Annotated in this window: 14 protein-coding genes and 1 riboswitch; of the genes, 8 read left to right on the top strand and 6 right to left on the bottom strand. The window is 59.5% G+C overall.

The window, feature by feature from the left end:
* Positions 1-113 precede the first annotated feature (113 nt).
* Positions 114-1,244 (bottom strand): type III PLP-dependent enzyme, encoded by a 1,131-nt coding sequence (locus KP699_RS01185; RefSeq protein ID WP_077931731.1) that lies wholly within the window; start codon positions 1,242-1,244, stop codon positions 114-116.
* 394 nt (positions 1,245-1,638) lie between these two features.
* Here KP699_RS01185 and KP699_RS01180 point away from each other — a divergent pair, with 394 nt between their 5' ends.
* Positions 1,639-2,625 carry a YihY/virulence factor BrkB family protein gene (locus KP699_RS01180; protein ID WP_086655817.1) on the top strand — a complete coding sequence of 329 codons (987 nt, stop codon included), beginning with the start codon at positions 1,639-1,641 and terminating at the stop codon, positions 2,623-2,625.
* Positions 2,626-2,727: 102 nt separating this feature from the next.
* On the opposite strand, the gene KP699_RS01175 is transcribed toward KP699_RS01180, so the two are convergent.
* Complete coding sequence (locus KP699_RS01175) at positions 2,728-3,348, bottom strand: septal ring lytic transglycosylase RlpA family protein (RefSeq protein WP_086655839.1); 621 nt, start codon at positions 3,346-3,348, stop codon at positions 2,728-2,730.
* A 267-nt stretch (positions 3,349-3,615) separates the two neighbouring features.
* Here KP699_RS01175 and aroQ point away from each other — a divergent pair, with 267 nt between their 5' ends.
* From aroQ to KP699_RS01155, 4 genes are all read left to right on the top strand, one after another.
* Complete coding sequence (aroQ, locus tag KP699_RS01170; RefSeq protein WP_025829366.1) at positions 3,616-4,071, top strand: type II 3-dehydroquinate dehydratase; 456 nt, start codon at positions 3,616-3,618, stop codon at positions 4,069-4,071.
* Positions 4,068-4,535 (top strand): acetyl-CoA carboxylase biotin carboxyl carrier protein, encoded by a 468-nt coding sequence (accB, locus tag KP699_RS01165; protein WP_086655818.1) that lies wholly within the window; start codon positions 4,068-4,070, stop codon positions 4,533-4,535. Before aroQ ends, accB begins: the two co-directional genes overlap by 4 nt.
* Positions 4,535-5,878 carry an acetyl-CoA carboxylase biotin carboxylase subunit gene (accC, locus tag KP699_RS01160; protein WP_025825993.1) on the top strand — a complete coding sequence of 448 codons (1,344 nt, stop codon included), beginning with the start codon at positions 4,535-4,537 and terminating at the stop codon, positions 5,876-5,878. The genes accB and accC overlap by 1 nt, the downstream gene beginning before the upstream one ends.
* Before the next feature lie 155 nt (positions 5,879-6,033).
* Positions 6,034-6,825: an acetoin reductase gene (locus KP699_RS01155; protein ID WP_215761366.1), complete on the top strand. Its 792-nt coding sequence runs from the start codon at positions 6,034-6,036 to the stop codon at positions 6,823-6,825.
* Between the two features lie 93 nt (positions 6,826-6,918).
* Here KP699_RS01155 and KP699_RS01150 read toward each other — a convergent pair whose 3' ends face one another.
* Positions 6,919-8,409, bottom strand: coding sequence for a sugar porter family MFS transporter (locus tag KP699_RS01150; RefSeq protein ID WP_077930651.1), 1,491 nt, complete (start codon positions 8,407-8,409; stop codon positions 6,919-6,921).
* Between the two features lie 236 nt (positions 8,410-8,645).
* Positions 8,646-8,796, top strand: a riboswitch (TPP riboswitch).
* A gap of 81 nt (positions 8,797-8,877) precedes the next feature.
* Here KP699_RS01150 and thiC point away from each other — a divergent pair.
* Both thiC and KP699_RS01140 read left to right on the top strand, forming a co-directional pair.
* Entirely contained in the window at positions 8,878-10,749 is a 1,872-nt protein-coding gene (gene thiC, locus KP699_RS01145; protein ID WP_215761365.1) for a phosphomethylpyrimidine synthase ThiC, read from the top strand.
* A 130-nt stretch (positions 10,750-10,879) separates the two neighbouring features.
* A complete protein-coding gene (locus KP699_RS01140) occupies positions 10,880-12,526 on the top strand; it encodes a dihydroxyacetone kinase subunit DhaK (protein ID WP_215761364.1) in 1,647 nt (548 codons plus the stop codon).
* Positions 12,527-12,725: 199 nt separating this feature from the next.
* On the opposite strand, the gene KP699_RS01135 is transcribed toward KP699_RS01140, so the two are convergent.
* A complete protein-coding gene (locus KP699_RS01135; protein ID WP_215761507.1) occupies positions 12,726-15,149 on the bottom strand; it encodes a TonB-dependent receptor in 2,424 nt (807 codons plus the stop codon).
* 457 nt (positions 15,150-15,606) lie between these two features.
* Entirely contained in the window at positions 15,607-17,412 is a 1,806-nt protein-coding gene (locus KP699_RS01130) for an ABC transporter ATP-binding protein (protein ID WP_077931735.1), read from the bottom strand.
* A gap of 191 nt (positions 17,413-17,603) precedes the next feature.
* On the opposite strand from KP699_RS01130, the gene nth reads away from it, so the two are divergent.
* On the top strand, positions 17,604-18,407 hold the full coding sequence (nth, locus tag KP699_RS01125; RefSeq protein WP_215761363.1) for an endonuclease III: 804 nt from the start codon (positions 17,604-17,606) through the stop codon (positions 18,405-18,407).
* 53 nt (positions 18,408-18,460) lie between these two features.
* On the opposite strand, the gene hemH is transcribed toward nth, so the two are convergent.
* Positions 18,461-19,498, bottom strand: a complete 1,038-nt coding sequence (gene hemH, locus KP699_RS01120) for a ferrochelatase (protein ID WP_215761362.1) — start codon at positions 19,496-19,498, stop codon at positions 18,461-18,463.

The following is a 19,498-nucleotide window of genomic DNA, read 5'->3' as shown; positions in this document are numbered from 1 at the left end:
TCTGCAAAGGCAGGCCCGCACAAGGCTGGGCTGCCGTTGTGTCTGGTCCGGGCGGAAGAGGCATAAAACAAGGGGAGCAGGCTCTGAAAGGCCTGCTCCCCTGTTAAAACATATCAGATATAATGTTCGGTCAGTGGCTGAAAGCCATTGAACCGGGTGGAGCAATAGGTCGAGACGTAAGCGCCCGTCGCTTCCAGATCCACCTGTTCCCCGGCTTCCAGCGCAAGAGGCAGCTCATAGGCTGTCTTTTCATACATGATATCCGCACCATCACAGGTCGGGCCGGCAATAGCGACGGGGCCTGTGGGGCCGCCGTCCCGTGCCGTGCGAATGGCGTAGCGAATGGCTTCACCTTCCGTTTCTGCCAGACCACCAAAACGGCCGATATCCAGATAGACCCAGCGCGGGCCGTTTTCCCGCCCACGGCGGCTGACCAGCACCACTTCTGACCGCACAACCCCGGCCTCACCCACAATAAAGCGGCCCGGCTCCACCAGCATTTCCGGCAGGGCATTGCCGAAATGGGTGGTCATGGCGTGGCTGATTGCCTGCGCGAAATGGTCAATTTCCGGCACATCCGCACGATAACGGACCGGGAAACCACCACCCAGATTGACCATACGCAGGTCCAGCCCGGCTGCGCTGAGGTCTGTAAACAGCGCGGCCACACGGGCAATCGCTACCTCATACGCATCAGAAGACAGTTGCTGGCTGCCGACATGGAAGGACAGGCCATACGGGTCCAGCCCCAGCTCACGCGCCAGAAGCATCAGCTCCCGTGCGGAGTCGAGCGTCGTGCCGAACTTGCGGGACAGCGGCCATTCCGCGCCGTCATTATCCACCAGCAGGCGGCAATACACGCGGGACCCGGGGGCATGCGCCGCCAGCTTTTCCAGCTCTTCCCGGCAGTCAAACACAAACATCCGCACCCCGGCCTCATAAGCGGCCCGGATGGCAGAGACTTTTTTGACTGTATTGCCAAAGGAAATGGCATCAGGCGCCGCACCGGCTTCCAGACAGAGAGACACTTCCTCCCAGGAGGCGGCATCAAAGCAGGACCCAAGCCCTACCAGTCTGTTCAGAATCGGCATGGCCGGATTCGCCTTGACGGCATAATACACCCGCGCATGCGGCAGAGCGCTTGTCAGGGCATGATAACGCGCCTCAACCTGATCGACATCGACGACGAGGCAAGGCGTTGCTGGCTTTTGCTCAGCGAAAAAACGGGCGATTTTGGGATTCATCCCACCCATTCCCCCAATATAAGGCTCCATCGCTTTTGATAAATACGCGAGGAGGAGTTGCGAAACGGTCTAACGGACCAGCGACCAGAGAAGGGCTCCTAAAAAACGGAAACCCAGATTGCCAGAACGCTTGACGTCGTTGCGTAACCTCAGAGGGCCAGTGGCACGTGCGTTGCTGCGTAGGGGGGTGCATATGAGGCCAGAACGCCACAAGCGCAAGTCAAAAAAAGGACAGTTTTAAAAAAACATGGAAAACAGGCCTGAGGGGCTATAAAACCGGGCTTCATTCGGTTTCTTCACGTCTGCACAGCCTTCTGAACATTGCAGAACCCCCGTTCTCTTCCGTGAAGGGAACCGCCCGTTACAGCACACCAAAAAGGATGCTTTATAAACGATGCAGGTTCTCTGTGATCCAGCCGCTCCGCGTCCGCATGATCAGGCCCCCGCACAGGGGCAGACCACAGACGCCTCAGCCCATAACCCGACTTTCTCGCGCCCTTCCGCACTGCGGTGGCGGGACTGGAAAGCCATTTTTACACTGACGTTCAAAAGCCTGATTTCCGGCCCGACCACCCTCGTGGCCGCAGGCTGCGCTTTTTATACCACCCTGTCCCTCTTCCCGGCCATCAGTTCCCTGATTTCCATCTACGGGCTGGCGTTTGATGTGCAGACAGTCACCCCTCAGCTTGAAGTCCTGCGGAATTTGCTGCCACCGGGAGCCTATGCTCTGATTTATGACCGGATTCAGACACTGGTGGCCGAGCCACACAGCTCTCTGACCGTCACCCTCGTGATCTCGCTCAGCGTGGCGCTGTGGTCTGCCTCTGCGGCCACAAAATCGATTCTGGCAGCCCTGAACATCGCTTACAACACACAGGAAAACCGTAACTTCTTTGTATTTCAGCTGACAGCGCTGGCCATGACACTGTCCGCCGTGCTGGGTGCGGCTCTCACACTGGCGCTGATGGTGGCACTCCCGCTCCTGCTCAATCTGCCAGCCTGGCTGAACATCCCCACCCCGCCCGGCTCCATCGAGTTTCTGGCCCAGTGGAGCGGCCCGGTGATTATGTTCACCTTCCAGATTCTGGCCATGTCCGCGCTTTATCGTTTCGGGCCGGACCGCAAGACGCCCGGCCTGTGGCGATGGGTTATTCCAGGGGCGCTTTTTGCCACCATTACATGGGTTATCGTGGCGTTCGGCTTCTCTTATTACGTGGCGCACATTGCCAGTTATAACGCCACCTACGGACCTCTGGGGGCTGTCATCGCCATTATGATGTGGTTCTTCGTCAGCGCATGGGTTGTGCTGATGGGCGCGGAACTCAATGCCGAGATGGAAATCTACGCCCGGGGCGAACGCCGCAAGCCGCTGACCTTCTGATTTTCCCCATCATCCCGCATCCTTTGCGGGAGGGGCGCACAAAAAAGGCCGGTGCAGGACCATCCTGACCGACCTTTTTCTCTCTTCGGTGCGCCGCCGGGTTTAGTGGCGGGCTGATCTCGCGCGGGAACGGTGCAGAACACGCACACCGGACTGCGGCTGCGCCGCATCCATCTGCAGGGCACCGGAATCCAGAGATTCGCTGCCATCCTGCGGAGCAGACGCCACTTCAATCGGGGCGGTCTCAATTTTCACGTGGGCCACACCAGCGCCGAGCATGCCAATACGTGCGGCAGCGGCCTGTGACAGATCAATAATGCGGTTATGGCTGTAGGGACCACGGTCATTCACCGTCACCACAACGGAGCGACCGGTCTCTTCAGACGTCACGAGCAGTTTGCTGCCCAGCGGCGCGGTCGGGTGGGCTGCGGTCAGGCTGGCCTTGTTAAAGGCCGCGCCAGAGGACGTGCGGCGGTTATGGAAACGCCCGCCATACCAGCTTGCCATGCCTTTCTGGAAATGGTGTGCGTGCGCGGAGTGTCCGGCTCCCGGGGCGTCAAAAGTGGGGTCCTGCTGCTCACGCGCGGCCAGAGCGCGCTGAACGGAGTCGGCCCATGAGGTTGTCCCCTGTGGTCCTTGAGCTGCGGCTTTCGCTGCCGCTCCAGAGGCCATGGAGGCCATAACAAACACACTTCCCAGAAGTGCCCGGCGCAGGGCTGACATCCGCTTGTTTACTCCGTTTTCCGTTTCACCCGGCCAGTAAAGCCGGGACACAGCACAAAAAGCAACCGCTTTCTGCCTGCTGAAACCTTTTGGCTCTCCCCCTGCATGCCCGGCCCAAATGGCAAAAACGTGGCACCCGCGCCCCCATTCCGCCGCAACAGACACAGGCCAGCAGAAACAGAACGCACGTTTTTACGCAGGATTAAGAGGTCTCGGGCATCTCTTCTCTTGGATGCTGTCCGGCATCGTGCTACGGCCCGGAACACTATGGAAAGACCCCTCATCGCTGTGTTTAACGGCCCGAACCTGAATATGCTTGGCCAGCGCCAGCCGGAAATTTATGGCCGCGCCACGCTGGATGATGTGGAGCAGATCTGCATCCAGACAGCCGACAAGCTGGATCTGGCAATCGACTTCCGTCAGACGAACATTGAAGGGGAGCTGATTTCCTGGGTGCAGGAATGCCGCAAGCGTGCGCGCGGCATCATCATCAACCCGGCGGGATACAGCCACACCTCCGTGGCGTTGCTGGATGCCCTGCTGGCCACGGACCTGCCCGTGATTGAGGTGCATATCTCCAACATTCACCGTCGTGAACCGTTCCGTCACATGTCTTATGTGTCCCGCGCCGCCGTTGGCGTGATATGTGGGCTAGGCGTGGCGGGGTATTCTCTGGCATTGCAGGCAATGACAGATCTTATTCTAGATGAGGATGACCAATGAGCGGATTGCTCGTGGACGCAGATGCCATTCGGGCATTGGCCGAAATTCTGACCGACACCGGACTGACTGAAATTGAGGTCTCGGAGAAAGACAGCCGCATCCGGGTGGCCCGCGCCCCCGCAACGGTGCAGGCTGTGGCACCCGCTGCTGTTGCCGCGGCCCCTGCTCCGGCACCCGTCGCAGCGCCTGCCGCCCCCGTGGCCGCAGCCCCGGCTGACCTCTCCCGCCATCCCGGCGCGGTCAACAGCCCGATGGTTGGTGTGGCGTATCTCACGCCTGATCCGTCCTCTCCCCCGTTTGTCAGCGAAGGGCAGATTGTCAGCGCTGGCCAGACCCTGCTGCTGATTGAAGCGATGAAAACCTTCAACCAGATCAAAGCTCCCAAAGCCGGCACGGTGAAAACCCTGCTCGTCACCTCAGGTGACCCGGTGGAATTTGGCCAGCCGCTCGCCATTATCGAGTGATGTTTTCCAAAATCCTCATCGCCAATCGCGGCGAGATTGCCCTTCGTGTCCTGCGCGCCTGCCGGGAACTGGGCATCAAAACCGTAGCGGTTCATTCCACAGCGGATGAAGACGCCATGCATGTGCGTCTGGCGGATGAAGCCGTGTGTATCGGGCCGCCTGCTGCGCGGGAGTCCTACCTGAACGTCGCGGCCATTCTGTCCGCCGCGACCATTACCGGCGCGGAAGCCATCCACCCCGGCTATGGCTTTCTGTCTGAAAACGCCGATTTTGCGGAAACGGTGGAAGCTCACGGTCTGGCCTTTATCGGCCCCACGGCGGAGCATATCCGCATGATGGGCGATAAAATTACCGCCAAGACCACCATGGAAATGCTGGGTGTGCCGCTGGTCCCCGGGTCCGACGGTGAGCTGAAAAGTCTGGATGAAGCCCGTGCCGTTGCGGAACAGGTCGGATATCCGGTGCTGATCAAGGCAACCGCAGGCGGTGGCGGCCGCGGCATGAAAGTCGCGCGGGATGCCAGCGAAATTGAGGAAGCCTGGAGCGTGGCCCGCACGGAAGCCCGCACGGCCTTCGGCAATGATGCGGTCTATCTGGAAAAATACCTCGATAAGCCCCGGCATATCGAACTCCAGATTCTGGGCGATAACTACGGTAACGTGGTGCATTTCGGGGAACGTGACTGCTCCCTGCAGCGCCGCCACCAGAAACTGCTGGAAGAAGCCGGGTCCCCGGCCATTACAGCAGAGCAGCGTGACACCATTGGTAAGACGGTGACGGACGCCCTTTCCAAAATGGGCTACCGCAATGCCGGCACGCTGGAGTTCCTGTATCAGGACGGGCAGTTCTGCTTCATTGAGATGAACACCCGCCTGCAGGTGGAACATCCGGTGACGGAAATGGTGTGTGATGTTGATCTGGTCCGTGAGCAGATCCGCATCGCGGCAGGAGAAAAGCTGGGCTACACGCAGTCTGACGTGACCTTCTCCGGCCACGCCATTGAATGCCGTATCAATGCGGAAGACCCGGATACCTTTGCCCCGTGCCCCGGCACTGTGGCGGTGTATCACGCACCGGGCGGTCTGGGCGTGCGCATCGATAGCGCGCTCTATACCGGCTATAAGGTGCCGCCGTATTACGACAGCATGATTGCCAAGGTCATTGTCCACGCCCCGACACGGGCCGAGGCCATTGCCCGCATGCATCGTGCGCTGGATGAATTTGTGGTGGAAGGGATTAAAACCGTTATCCCGCTGCACCGCCGCATTCTGGCTGACCCTGAGTTCCAGAAAGGGGATTACACCATCCACTGGCTGGAACAGTTTACCGCGCGCCCGCACTAAAAGGGCACGCCTCCCCCGGCCGGAGCCTCGCCTTGCGGGCGCCTCTGGCCGGGGTCACAACCCCGTGACATCCTCCCTCTGCACTTGTCCAAACCCGCTGGCTTTTCCAGCGTTGAGGACAGCGCAATATGCGCTTTGAGGAGGAAGATCACGCCATGTCTTTTTCAGAAAAACTGGCCGGGAAAACCGCCATTGTCACCGGGGCCGCGCAGGGAATCGGGCGCGGCATCGCCCTGCGTCTCGCCCGCGACGGAGCCTCTGTCGTTCTGACAGACCTCAAGAAAGATAAGCTTGAAGCTGTTGCTGCGGAAATTGAGGCCCTTGGGGGCAAAACGCTTATCCAGACCGCTGATATCAGCCAGCGCGACGAGGTCTTTGCCGTCGTGCAGGAAGCCGGCAAGGCGTTTGGCCATGTCGATATCATGATCAACAATGCCGGGATCGCGCATGTGGGTGCGGTTGTGGATGCAACGCCTGAAGATGTGGAAACCATTTTCCGCATCAACGTGCAGGGCACGCTATGGGGTATTCAGGCTGCGGCCAAAGCGTTCAAAGCCCAGAAAAGCAAAGGCAAAATTATCAATGCCTGCTCGATTGCCGGGCATGAGGGCTACGCGTTTCTGGGGATTTATTCCGCCACCAAATTTGCCGTCCGGGCGCTGACGCAGGCGGCAGCCAAGGAACTGGCGTCCTCCGGCATTACCGTCAACTCGTATTGTCCGGGCGTTGTGGGCACAGATATGTGGACGGAAATTGACCGCCGCATGGCGGAAACCACAGGGGCCGAAATTGGCGCAACCTACAAAAAATATGTGGAGGGCATTGCACTGGGCCGGGTTGAAACACCGGACGATGTGGCAGCGTTTGTGTCCTACCTTGCAAGTGCTGATGCGGACTACATGACGGGTCAGTCCGTCATGATTGATGGCGGGCTGGTTTTCCGCTGAGAGGCCACTCTCGCCCAACAAAAACAAGAACCGGGCAAAAAGAAAGGCCCCCGCAGGAGCCTTTCTTCCGGTCTTTACTCAGACCACTACGCTTCAGGCAGCAGACGTCGCCTGAACAGCGTCTTCATTCTCTTCTTCATCGTAGGAGCGGATGCGCGGGTCCTGCCCCACACGCGGCCTGAATTCGCCACGGCGCAGAGCGGTCTCGATATCCTCCAGCGTTGCCCCCGCCGTTTCCGGCACAAGGAAGTAGACAAACAGCACAGAGGCCAGATTGACCCCGGCATAAATCCACATGGTGCCGCCCAGCGTGACAATCTGCACCAGTGTCAGCGCCGTTGAAGTCACCAGCAGATCGGCCCCCCACAGCACAGCGGCATGCACGCTGGTTGCGGCTGCACGCATGGGCAGCGGGAACAGCTCGGCCCCCAGCAGCCAGCCCACAACCTGAATACCACCGGCATTAAACATCATGAACAGCAGCAGGAACGCGATAATCGCCCAGCTCCCGACGCTGCCTTTGTCCGGATGGATGGCAAACATAATGCCCAGCCCGATCAGACTGAGGACGGACCCCGGCCCCATGATCAGCACCAGACGGCGGCGGCCAATACGGTCCACAAAAATGCAGCCCAGCAGGGTCATGACCAGATAGACAATGGAAATCCCAAGGCTGGCCAGCAGCGCTGCGGAATTACCAAACCCGGCATCCGACAGGAAGGTCGGTGCGTAGTAAATCATCATCTCCAGACCACCGGCCTGCGTGAAGAAGGCAATGCCCAGAGCCGCGACCACCGCTGGACGGGCCCATGGCAGCATCAGACCTTTCCAGCCGCGCTCGTCCTCATCAATATCCGAGGCATTTTCATGAATTTCCCGAATTTCCCGACGGATGGCCTTGCGGGAGCTGCGCACGCGGCTGAGATGCTCAACAGCGGATTCCAGCCCTTCATTTTCCGCGGCCCAGCGCGGACTTTTGGGCAGGAAGAACATGCACACAAAGACAAATGCCGCAGGCAGAGCCGCAACGGAAATCATCGGGCGCCAGCCCCAGGCTTCCCGCATGGTAAACCCGACAAGGTTTGCAAGGAAAATACCGACACCAATGGCGACGTTAAACATGGTGACCAGATTGCCGCGCTTGCTGGCAGGGGCCAGTTCCGAGATGTAGGTTGGCACCACCTGCGTGGCACCGCCTACGGCAAGCCCCAGAAAAACACGGGCAATAATCAGAGACGTGACATCCGGCGCGCGGGAACAGGCGACTGCGCCAAGCACAAACACACCTGTGACAATCATCACCGAATTACGCCGGCCAAACCGTTCCGACAGCCATGAGACGCACAACGCCCCTACAACCGCCCCGACCAGAATGGCGGAGGTCACCAGTTCTTCCTGACCGGAAGTTAAGTGAAAATCTTTTGTAATAAGAAGAAGAGCGCCGGAAATAATACCCGTATCATACCCGTAAAGACCGCCACATATGGCAGCAACAAGTGCAGCTATCCATAAGACACGGTGGGCATGAGGGGAGATTTCGACGTTCGCGATTGCTTCCTGAGCTTTGGTTCTTTCTGCTTGCATGCCTTCTTAATACCACACTTTTGCAACGGTTGCATGAAAAATGACATTTTTTTATTCTTTTGCGGCAAATCAGGTCTTTTGACGCCCCTTTCAGACAGGGAAATTTCCAGCTTCTGACAGCACCCGCCTTCAACGCGGCATGCGGCCGTTCGTGCCCGGCAAAACGCGTTATCACACCCAGTTTTTCCCGCCTGTTTTTTCTTGACAGAGCGGCCCTGAACGCTATCTGCTCCAGAACATAGACCAAGGGGGGTTCCGACAAGGAACTGAGAGTCCACTATGTCCCGCAGGGACAATGCGTGGTGACCCTGCCACCAGAGGCATACTGCACTGGTGGGGAACCTGATCCGGATCATACCGGCGGAGGGACTGGTGCCAGAAGATGCTGCTGCTGAAGGTCCGTACACCGCACCCTACGTAGCCGCCCCACTTCCGGCCTCTGTCCTCCTCTGGGCAGAGGAGAACGCTGTGACCCAAACTGAAACCACCAGAACAGCCCCGCAGGCTGTTACCGGAAACCCGAAACCCGCCAACACGGCCGCACCCGCCCCCGGGCAGGTGACAACCGGCCCCATTCGCGGCTCCAGAAAAGTCTATTCCAGCCCGGAAGGCCGCCCCGATATCCGCGTGCCGTTCCGTGAGATCCTGCTGGACCCGTCCGCCAATGAGCCCCCTCTGCGCGTGTACGATACCTCCGGCCCCTACACGGACAGTGGAGCTGAGATTGACGTACGCGCCGGTCTGCCCAAGCCCCGTGCGGCATGGCTTGCACAGCGCGCTCTGGTTCAGGCCACGCCGCGTGCTGTCAAACCGGAAGATAACGGTGGCGCACAGGGCGAGCAGCTTGTAGCCCCCTGTCCGGCCCCGCATACCGTGCTGCAAGGTCAGGCGGGCACGCCCGTTACGCAGTATGAATTTGCAAAAGCCGGGATCATCACGGAAGAGATGATTTACGTGGCCCACCGCGAAAATCTGGGCCGCCTGAAAGCGGCGGAAGAGGCCGCTGCCCGGCTTGAAGACGGGAATTCCTTTGGTGCCGCCATCCCGTCCTTCGTGACGCCGGAATTTGTGCGGGAAGAAATTGCCCGTGGCCGCGCCATTATTCCCGCAAACATCAACCATCCCGAACTTGAGCCGGTGATTATTGGCCGTAACTTTCTTGTGAAAGTAAACGCCAATATCGGCAACTCTGCGGTCACCTCCTCCGCTGCGGAAGAAGTTGAAAAGCTGGTCTGGTCCATCCGCTGGGGGGCCGATACGGTGATGGACCTCTCCACCGGCCGCAATATCCACAACATCCGGGACTGGATCCTGCGCAACTCCCCCACGCCGATTGGCACCGTGCCGCTATATCAGGCGCTGGAAAAAGTGGGCGGGGATGTCAGCAAACTGAGCTGGGAAATCTTCCGCGATACGCTGATTGAACAGGCCGAGCAGGGTGTGGATTACTTCACCATCCATGCCGGTGTGCGCCTCCAGCATGTGCCGCTGACGGCAAAACGCGTGACCGGCATTGTCTCCCGTGGCGGCTCCATCATGGCAAGCTGGTGCCTGAACGGCCACCGCGAGAGCTTCCTGTATGAGCATTTTGAAGAGATCTGCGACATCATGCGCACATATGATGTCTCCTTCTCTCTGGGGGATGGCCTGCGCCCCGGCAGCATTGCCGACGCCAATGACGCCGCCCAGTTTGCCGAGCTGGAAACGCTGGGGGAACTGACGCAGATTGCATGGGCCAAAGGCTGTCAGGTGATGATCGAAGGGCCGGGCCATGTGCCCATGCACAAGATCAAGGAGAACATGGACAAGCAGTTGCGTGACTGTGGCGAAGCTCCGTTCTACACGCTTGGCCCGCTGACCACGGATATTGCACCGGGGTATGACCACATTACCTCAGCCATTGGCGCGGCCATGATCGGCTGGTTTGGCACCGCCATGCTCTGCTACGTCACCCCCAAAGAGCATCTCGGCCTGCCTGATCGCAATGATGTGAAAACCGGCGTGATCACCTACCGCATTGCCGCCCACGCGGCAGACCTTGCCAAAGGCCACCCGGCGGCAAAACTGCGGGATGATGCACTGAGCCGTGCGCGCTTCTCCTTCCGCTGGCAGGATCAGTTCAACCTCTCGCTCGATCCGGATACGGCCTGTGCCTATCACGATGAAACGATGCCGAAGGAAGCGCATAAATCCGCGCATTTCTGCTCCATGTGCGGCCCCAAATTCTGCTCCATGCGAATCAGTCAGGATCTGAAGGAAGATGCCGCCCGCATGGCCGGTATTGAGCAGAAAAATGAAGAATTCCGCAAAGCAGGCGGAAACGTCTACGTTCCTGCGTAATAAGGATAATCCGCGGGCTCCCTTTGCAGAAGATGCAGAGGGAGCCCGCGCCCCTGACCTTTCCAAAAATCCCTGAGGGGTTACACTTTCGGTTCTCGCTATACAGCGCAACAACAGGACCAGAGTGTTTATGAAGCGTTTTTTCAACTCCCGCGAAACTCTTGTAACGGACTCTCTGGATGGCCTGTTGCGCTCCTCCATGGGGCAGCATCTGTGCCGGCTGGACGGATATCCTGATATTCGCGTTGTGCTGAGAAAAGACCGCAATCCTGACCATGTTGCTGTCATTTCCGGCGGTGGGGCCGGGCATGAACCAACCCATGCCGGGTTTGTGGGCGCTGGCATGCTGGATGCGGCTGTCTGCGGCTCACTTTTTGCCTCCCCCAGTGTGGACGCTATTCTGGCTGGGATTCTGGCGGTTACCGGCAAGGCGGGCTGTCTGCTGGTGATTAAAAGCTATACCGGGGACCGCCTGAATTTTGCGCTGGCTGCCGAGCAGGCACGCAGCATGGGTTATCAGGTGGAAACCGTCGTGGTGGGGGATGATATCGCCCTGCCAGATAACCGCTTTGCCCGTGGTCTGGCGGGCACCGTTCTGGTGCATAAAATTGCAGGCTATGCCGCCAGTCAGGGCGAATCTCTGGCCCGTGTGGCCGAACGCGCGCGTGCCGCCGCAGCGCAGATCTCCTCTATCGGCCTCTCCCTGACCGATTGTAATGCGTATGACCCGGCCCACACAACGCGTCTGACAGCAGAACAGGCCGAACTGGGTTTAGGCATCCACGGGGAGCCGGGGGCGCAGCAGATTGCGCTGGCGCAGGCTGATACGCTGATGGCGCAGGCAGCGGACACACTCGCAAAAGCCCTGCCCGCCAAAAATGCCTCCGGCACACAGGAACGCTACGGCATTCTGCTGAATATGCTCGGCAGCGTTCCTCCGCTTGAAATGACGCTTCTGCTCAACGCATTTGCCAAAACCGATCTGGCCGGAAAAACGGATCTGATTATTGGCCCGGCCCCCATGATGACGGCGCTGGACATGAACGGCTTCTCCCTGACGGCTGTCCCTCTCTCTCCTGAAATTGTGGAAGCCCTGAGTGCTCCGGTGGAACCCTGGGCATGGCCGGGTGCCACGCCATTTGCACCGCCTGTGGTGCGCCCCCTGCCCGCGCTCCCGGAAACATTCCGTTTCCCGGCATCCTCCAACCCGGTGGTGGACGCTCTGATCCGGCATGCGGCGGAAACCCTGATCAGCAATGCGGAAGCCCTGAACGCGCTGGATGCACAGATCGGGGATGGCGATGCCGGGTCCACCTTTGCGGAAGGGGCGCAGGAAATCCTGAAAACGGTTGACCGCCTGCCTCTGGAAAACCCGCAGGCGCTGTTTGCGACTTTTGGAGCTATTCTCGCCCGGCATGCCGGTGGGTCCAGCGGTGTTCTGCTCTCCATCATGTTCTCTGCCGCCGGACGCAGCTCCGCCCCATGGGCCAGCGCTCTGGCGGAAGGCCTGACCGCCATGCAGCAGCATGGGGGCGCCAAACCGGGGGACCGCACCATGATTGATGCCCTGCATCCTGCCTTTACGGTTCTGGCCGCAGGCGGCACGCTGGCGGAGGCCGCACAGGCCGCCCGGGAAGGGGCAGACGCCACCAGACGCATGACGCACGCCAATGCTGGCCGCGCCTCCTACGTACCAGATGCAAAACTGGCCAACGTGCCCGACCCCGGCGCAGAAGCCATTGCCCGGATGTTTGAAGCACTGGCCAGCAAAAACTGAGCAGACTTCCGGCCCGACCATAAAAAAACGCCTGTGTGCTGTGGGACTTTCCCTTCGCACACAGGCGTTTTTTATTAACCGTCAGAGGATCAGGCTTTTTCAGACCATCCCGCCCGGAACCACTCGTTAGCGCAGCAGGGCGGCTCCGGACTGATCCCTGATCTGATCAGAGCTTTTGTCCTGTTATCCTCCTGGACAATCAGAAATTGATATCCCCGCGCAGATAATAGAACCCGCCATTCATGCCGAGCTGAGACGTGCTCATGTAATATTGCGGGGCCCCCAGATAACGGTTGTTATCCGGCACGCGGCTTGGGCGGGCATCAAACAGGTTATTCCCCCCCAGTGTGAGCGCAAGACGGGGATGCACGCGGTAGGTGACTTCCAGATTGGTGATAAACTTCGGTGTGTTATGGAACTCTCTGAACTGTGTGCTGGACAGGGAGCTGGTGTTACCCGCACCCCCGTAATAGGTAAGCTGAGATGTGGTCTGGCCGTAACGGATTTCATGCACACCCACGGTCCATTTGCCGCTGGTAAAGCGTCCGCCAAAAATCATCTTGCTGCGCGGGTAGGCTGTGGTGAGATACGCAATGCTCTGCGCATTCAGCAGCGGGTTTCCATCCGCATCAGTCCCCTGATGGGACAGACGGGTGCGGTTCAGGTTGATCGCCACATCCCAGTCAATACGCCCGATATCCCCAAGCTGGGTCGGGTAGGTTGCCGTCAGGTCCAGCCCCTGTGTGCGGGTGCTGGCAACATTGGCAAACCAGTGCGTGGACAGGGAAGACGCGGACCATGTATCCACATCACCCGGCAGGCCAAAGCCATTCATTTGCAGGGCTTTTTTTGCCTGCTCCCCGTAAACCTGCCCACCGGGCATGATCTGATCCCGCAGGTTGATCTGATACACATCGACTGTCACATGCAGTTTGCGGAAGGGCTCCATGACAATCCCGCCGCTGACGTTGGTTGAGCGTTCCGGCTTGAGCGGAGATGCCCCGTTAGCCAGGGCGCCCGGAGAATTCACGCCAATCAGGCCACGCGCTGCAGTGGGGGAAATCGCCAGGGCGCTATAATATTCCTGCGCCAGTGTCGGTGCATGAAAACCGTTGGAAATCGTGGCACGGAACGCAAGACGGGGAGAGACCTCATAGCGGGTGGACACCTTGCCGGTTTCCGTATCCCCCACATCGGTATAATGTTCGTAGCGGCCAGCCAGATCCAGTTGCCAGTGGCGTGTCAGATGCGTGGAGACGTCCACATACCCGGCCACAACATCCCGGTTGAAGTTGCCCGCATTCCCGGCATTGGTGCCTGCCATGGCGTCCGACCCGCTGCCATAGAGTGAATCCTCACTCCCGGTGCCAATGGAGTAGCTTTCATACCGGTAGGATGCCCCGCCCGCCACATTGATTTCATGCGGCCAGCCGGAGAATTTAAACTTGCGGGACAGATCGAAATTATTGCTCCACTGGGAGTTGTTAAAACCCTGCACGTCAAAACGGGTCGGTGTGCGGCCAGTATCTTTCTCAAGGGCAAGGTTCGCGGAGTTGATGACCCCGATATCATCAAAATCCCGGCCATAGACTGTGGAAAGATCCCAGTTCCAGCCCCAGACTTTTCCTTTAACACCCGCCGTCAGCTCAAAATCATCTTCATCCAGCGTTTCCAGCGGGGAATAGCCCCACGGATAAATCGCGGCATAACCGGGATATTTGGCCAGAGAACTCGCCAGACGATAGTTCTGGTAAGATTCCGCATGCCGGTGAGCATAGGTGCCGGTGCCGTAAAGCTGGATACTGTCCGTCAGATCATACCCGGCTTTGATGGCAACGCTCTCACGCGTCTGTTCCGGCTGGCCCAGCACATAGTTGTTTTTCTGGCCGGTCCGGGCATCGGGCGCGCTGCGGAAGGTGTGGTCCGTATGATAAAAATCGCCACTCACATGCACAAAGCCACGGTTGCCGAGCTTTGCGCCGCCATCCAGATACACGCCCTGCTGGAAACCATCCTTGGCAGCGGTAATGCCGGAGATGGATTCCGCGTGGAATCCATGATCCTGCTTTTTGAGGATGATATTCACCACCCCGGCCACGGCGTCTGACCCGTACTGGGCCGATGCGCCATCCCGCAGCACTTCCACATGGTCAATGGCGGCCATCGGGATCATATCAATATCAACAGCTGTGGACCCCTGCTGCGGCCCGGGGTCAGCATAGATGTTCGCGGTGGTGTGGCGGCGTTTTCCGTCCACCAGCACCAGTGTTTCATTCGGGTTGAGGCCACGCAAACTGATGGAATCCGTCAGCGCGCCACTATCAAACCCGCCTGTGGGCATGGTGAGCGAGGGCAGAAGCTGCGCCAGTGCTTCCCGCAGGTTGGGCTGTCCGGTCTGGCTGATCTGTTTGGCCGAGACGACATCAATGGGGGAAAGGCTCTCCCGCGCCTTGCGCCCGCCCGTCTCACGCGTGCCGGTGACAATTACGGATTCTTCACCCTCAGCAGCCACCGGACCGGGGGCCGCGACAGCGTCGCGCAGAGCGCGCACCTGCCGGGGGGACGATGCGGCAGGCCCAGCCGCAGATGCGGATGCCGGAACCACACTGGAGGCCGGGCGCACGGCGGCAGGCAACGCAGACGGCCCTGTGCCCGCATGCCGTGCCGCACCTGTCTGGGCAGCAGGTCTGACCGCATGTTTTACAGCTTTGCCGGACTGTGTGCTTTCAGCCGCCAGAGCTTCCCCTCCGGCAAAACCGGAAAGCAGGGTCGCGGCCAGCAAAGCAGAAGAAAAGCCGCGTCCGCACACTGGTCCGCGCGCCTGCGCTGAACGGACCCGAATAACAGTTTCTGAGGAAAAACCTTTGCGCACGGCGGACGCTCCCAAACACACACTTAATAAACAAACTTTCTTGAGCGTTTATTTATAACACTTATAAAAATGCACAATTAGGAGAGGTGCGGTTTTACTCGTATTATTCAGAGGTGTGATGATCCTGCAACAGGGTATGCCACAAAGGCCGCAGGGCTCCCGCAGGCCAGAGCAGGGGGTTAACGCCCCTTACCCTGAAAAGATCCCGTCAGAGAGACTGAAGATTATACAGCCTGCGATACAGGCCGTCCGGCTTCTGCACCAGTTCCGCATGCGGGGCATCTTCCACCACCTGCCCGCGCTCGAACACAAGAATACGGTCCAGATCCACCACCGTCGCCAGACGATGCGCAATAACAATCACTGTGCGGCCTTCCATCAGCCGCTGCATGGCGTCCTGCACCAGAGATTCGGATTCTGAATCAAGGCTGGCCGTTGCTTCATCCAGCACCAGAATCGGGTTATTCGCCAGAAAAGCACGGGCAATGGCCACACGCTGGCGCTCACCGCCAGAAAGCTTCACGCCCCGCTCCCCCACCAGAGTCTGATAGCCATCCGGCAGGCGGGCGATAAAGTCCGACGCGTTGGCCAGACGGGCGGCCTCTTCAATTTCCGCCTGTGTCGCATCCGGGCGGCCATAGGCAATATTATCCGCCAGACTGCGATGGAACAGGGTCGGCTCCTGCTGCACAATAGCAATTTCCGAGCGCAGGCGGGACTGGCTGACAGTCGCGATATCCACGCCATCAATCAGGATCCGCCCTCCGCTGAGCGGGTAAAGCCGCTGCAAGAGTTTGGTGAAGGTCGATTTCCCGGACCCCGACGGCCCCACCAGCCCCACCCGGCTGCCCGGTGCAATCGTCAGGTTCAGGTCTGTAAAAATGGGGCGTGTCTGGCCAGGATACTGGAAGGAGACATGCTCAAACCGGATTTCCCCGTCCCGGATCGCAAAAGGCTGCACCACGGGCAGGTCCTTCACGCCAGGTTCCGTGCGCCACAGTTCAATCAGCTCTTCCATTTCATTCACGGACCGCTGCACGACGGAGACCTGCTGCCCAATATCCCGCAGATACCCCTGCACCAGAAATGTCATGGTCAGCACATAGGCCAGATCCCCCGGCCCGGCTTTGCCCTTAAGCCACAGCCATACGGCCGCACCGGACAGAATGACACGCATCGCCGTGACCATCAGGTTCTGGATGCTGGCGCTGTTGGTGCCGCGCGTCCATGTGTGGCAGGTCTGCTTCTTCCATTCAGACACAACCTGCATCAGACGGGCTTCTTCCCGCTCTTCCGCGCCAAAAGCTTTCACCACGGCGTTGCAGGTTATGGAGTCCGCCAGTGCAGCCCCCATCTTGCTGTCCCACTGGTTAGCCTGACGTGCCGAGGGGGCCACATAGCGCAGCGTGAGCAGACAGGAACAGGTAATAAACGCCACAGAGAGCACGCCAAGCAGCACACCCATCATCAGCCAGTGCCATGCCAGAACCAGAGTGGTGAGCACCAGCAGACTGGCTTCCGGAATAAGCATCAGCAGCAGGGTATCATCCAGCATATCCACAGCCCACATGCCGCGCGTCAGCCGCCGCACGGTGGAGCCTGCAAAGGTGTTGGCATGCCAGTCGGTTGAGAGCTTCTGCACATGCGCAAAAGCCTGCCCGATAATTTTCTGCATAACCTGCGTGCTGAGATGCGTAATACCCAGATAGGCCGCCCGTTTGCCCAGCACGTTGCCCACGCCGCAGGCGGCCATGCCAGCCAGCATCCACAACGCATCCCGGATCAGGCCGGACTGAGCGGCAGACTGGCCCGCAGGCTGCGCCACGTCTGACACCAGACGGCCTGCCAGAACCGGCATCAGCACATCCAGCAGAGTCGCAAGCATAACGCCGCCGACTGTTGCTGCCAGCGGGCGTGGAAACTCCAGCCAGCGCCGCATGACAAACTTCAGAACATCGACAAACAGGTTTGGCCCCCGTACGGCACGACCCGTATCGGAAGAGGAGGTACTCATCAGAACAATCCGAAAAAAGGGAGAAAATAGCGGACCCCGGCTGAGGTCTGGTTGTTTGTCTGTATCCTGCTGCCCTGTATTTGGCAAACCATCTGACTGTTAAATCTGGTTCCGTATCACCCACCCGAAGACTACAAGACTAGATGCCGGACGATAGACGCGGCCACACTGAGCGGAGTAGAGTCCGCCCTATGGCCAGACCGACACGCTCCCCTGCCAAGGCAGACACTCCACCCGCAAAACCCGCCTCCGCCAGACGCACGGCGGCGAAAGCGAAAACGTCTGACGGCGCTGCCTCAGCAGATCAGAAGGCAACAGCCCCGCGTGACATGACGCGGCCTGAAATTGTGCAGTTTCTGACAGACCTTGAGCGCGCGTGGCCGGATGCGGAAACGGAGCTGCATTACAGCACGCCTTTTACGCTGCTGATTGCCGTTGTGCTCTCCGCTCAGGCAACGGATGCCTCTGTCAACCGTGTCACCCCGGCGTTATTTGCCGCCGCCCCCGACCCTGCCGCCATGGTCGCGCTGGGGGAGGACGGCGTTGGGGAACTGATCCGCACCATTGGCCTGTGGCGCAACAAAGCCAAAAACGTGGTCGAACTCTCCCGCCAGCTCCTGGCGCACCATAACGGCGAGGTGCCTGGCACGCGGGAAGCGCTGGAGGCACTGGCCGGTGTAGGGCGCAAGACGGCCAATGTGGTGCTGAATGTTGCGTTCCATCAGCCCACCGTGCCGGTCGATACCCATGTGTTCCGGCTGGCAAACCGCACGGGGCTGGGGCGCGGCAAGACGGTGGAAGCCGTGGAGGCCGCGCTTGAACGCCGCATCCCGAAAGAGATGATCCGCGATTCCCACCACTGGCTGATCCTGCAAGGACGCTACGTGTGCAAGGCCCGCAAGCCGGAATGCTGGCGGTGTGCAGCCAGCACGCCCTGCCTGTATCCGGTCAAAACAGACCGGCCCGTTATCAAACCGCCCCGGCAGACCCTGTAATCAGACAGGCCCCGTCAGAGCGTATTCAAAACGTATCAGGGGCATATCGGCAGTTACAACCAGCCTGCCAGTTCCTGCCGGGCCAGCCGTTCCAGCACGTCAATGGCTTCCACGCTGTCATTCAGGCACGGGATGAGTGTGAATTCTTCCCCCCCGGCCTTGAGGAAGTCTTCACAGACCTCGTTTCCAATTTCATCCAGCGTTTCAATACAGTCCGTCATAAAGCCGGGCGTGATAACCGCAATGCGCTTCACATCCTTTTCCGGCAGGCCCGCAATAAACGGCGCGGTATAGGGTTCCAGCCATCTGGTCGGGCCAAAGCGGGACTGGAAGGTGAGCGGCAGCGTTGCTTCATCCATCCCTAGTGCCTCGCGCAGGGCCGTTACGGTCTTCTGGCAGTCAGCAAGATAGGAATCCCCTTTATCCACATACTCTTTTGGCAAACCGTGGAATGAGGCCACCAGCATCTGCGGGGGGGTGGCTAACGTCGCCATAGTCTTGCGGACGGAGCCTGCCAGAGCCTCAATATAGGTCGCTTCATCCGGGAAGGCCGGGAGAGTGCGGATGGCAGGCTGGTTCCGCAGCGTCATCAATGTCCGGAAAAGCTGGTCATTGGCGGTGGCCGTCGTGGTAGCACTGTATTGCGGGTAAAGCGGCATGGCCAGAATACGGTCACACCCCTGTTCCAGCAGAGCGCGCACCCCGGCCTCAACGGAAGGCGTGCCATAGCGCATGGCCCAGACAACGGGCACATTATCCGCCTCAAACCGCGCCCTCAGCCCGTCCGCCTGCCCACGGGTATAGCCCCGCAGAGGGCTTTCGTTCTTCTCTTTATCCCAGATGCGTTCATACGCCTTGCCGCTTTTGCCGGGACGGACCGTCAGCACAACACCCTGCAGGATAGGCTGCCAGAGCACGGGGGAGCCTTCAATAACCCGCCGGTCTGAGAGGAATTCGGACAGATAGCGCCGCACGGCCCGGTAGCCCGTATCCTCCGGTGTTCCCAGATTCAGCAGCAGAATGCCCGGACGGCCTTCATGCCGCGCGGTGCCATCAGGATGTTTACGAGGGGGAATATGCTGGAAGACCAT

It is taken from the genome of Acetobacter sp. P1H12_c (genome assembly GCF_018811975.1).
GTDB lineage: Bacteria > Pseudomonadota > Alphaproteobacteria > Acetobacterales > Acetobacteraceae > Acetobacter > Acetobacter persici.
The sequence above is the reverse complement of the archived record's forward strand: the minus strand, read 5'-3'. Positions and strand labels throughout refer to the sequence as shown.

Coding starts and splice junctions, on each gene's coding strand:
- KP699_RS01185 (WP_077931731.1), bottom strand. CDS start 1,244: ATGAATCCCAAAATCGCCCGTTTTTTCGCTGAGCAAAAGCCAGCAACG.
- KP699_RS01180 (WP_086655817.1), top strand. CDS start 1,639: ATGCAGGTTCTCTGTGATCCAGCCGCTCCGCGTCCGCATGATCAGGCC.
- KP699_RS01175 (WP_086655839.1), bottom strand. CDS start 3,348: ATGTCAGCCCTGCGCCGGGCACTTCTGGGAAGTGTGTTTGTTATGGCC.
- aroQ (WP_025829366.1), top strand. CDS start 3,616: ATGGAAAGACCCCTCATCGCTGTGTTTAACGGCCCGAACCTGAATATG.
- accB (WP_086655818.1), top strand. CDS start 4,068: ATGAGCGGATTGCTCGTGGACGCAGATGCCATTCGGGCATTGGCCGAA.
- accC (WP_025825993.1), top strand. CDS start 4,535: ATGTTTTCCAAAATCCTCATCGCCAATCGCGGCGAGATTGCCCTTCGT.
- KP699_RS01155 (WP_215761366.1), top strand. CDS start 6,034: ATGTCTTTTTCAGAAAAACTGGCCGGGAAAACCGCCATTGTCACCGGG.
- KP699_RS01150 (WP_077930651.1), bottom strand. CDS start 8,409: ATGCAAGCAGAAAGAACCAAAGCTCAGGAAGCAATCGCGAACGTCGAA.
- KP699_RS01140 (WP_215761364.1), top strand. CDS start 10,880: ATGAAGCGTTTTTTCAACTCCCGCGAAACTCTTGTAACGGACTCTCTG.
- KP699_RS01130 (WP_077931735.1), bottom strand. CDS start 17,412: ATGAGTACCTCCTCTTCCGATACGGGTCGTGCCGTACGGGGGCCAAAC.
- nth (WP_215761363.1), top strand. CDS start 17,604: ATGGCCAGACCGACACGCTCCCCTGCCAAGGCAGACACTCCACCCGCA.
- hemH (WP_215761362.1), bottom strand. CDS start 19,498: ATGGTCTTCCAGCATATTCCCCCTCGTAAACATCCTGATGGCACCGCG.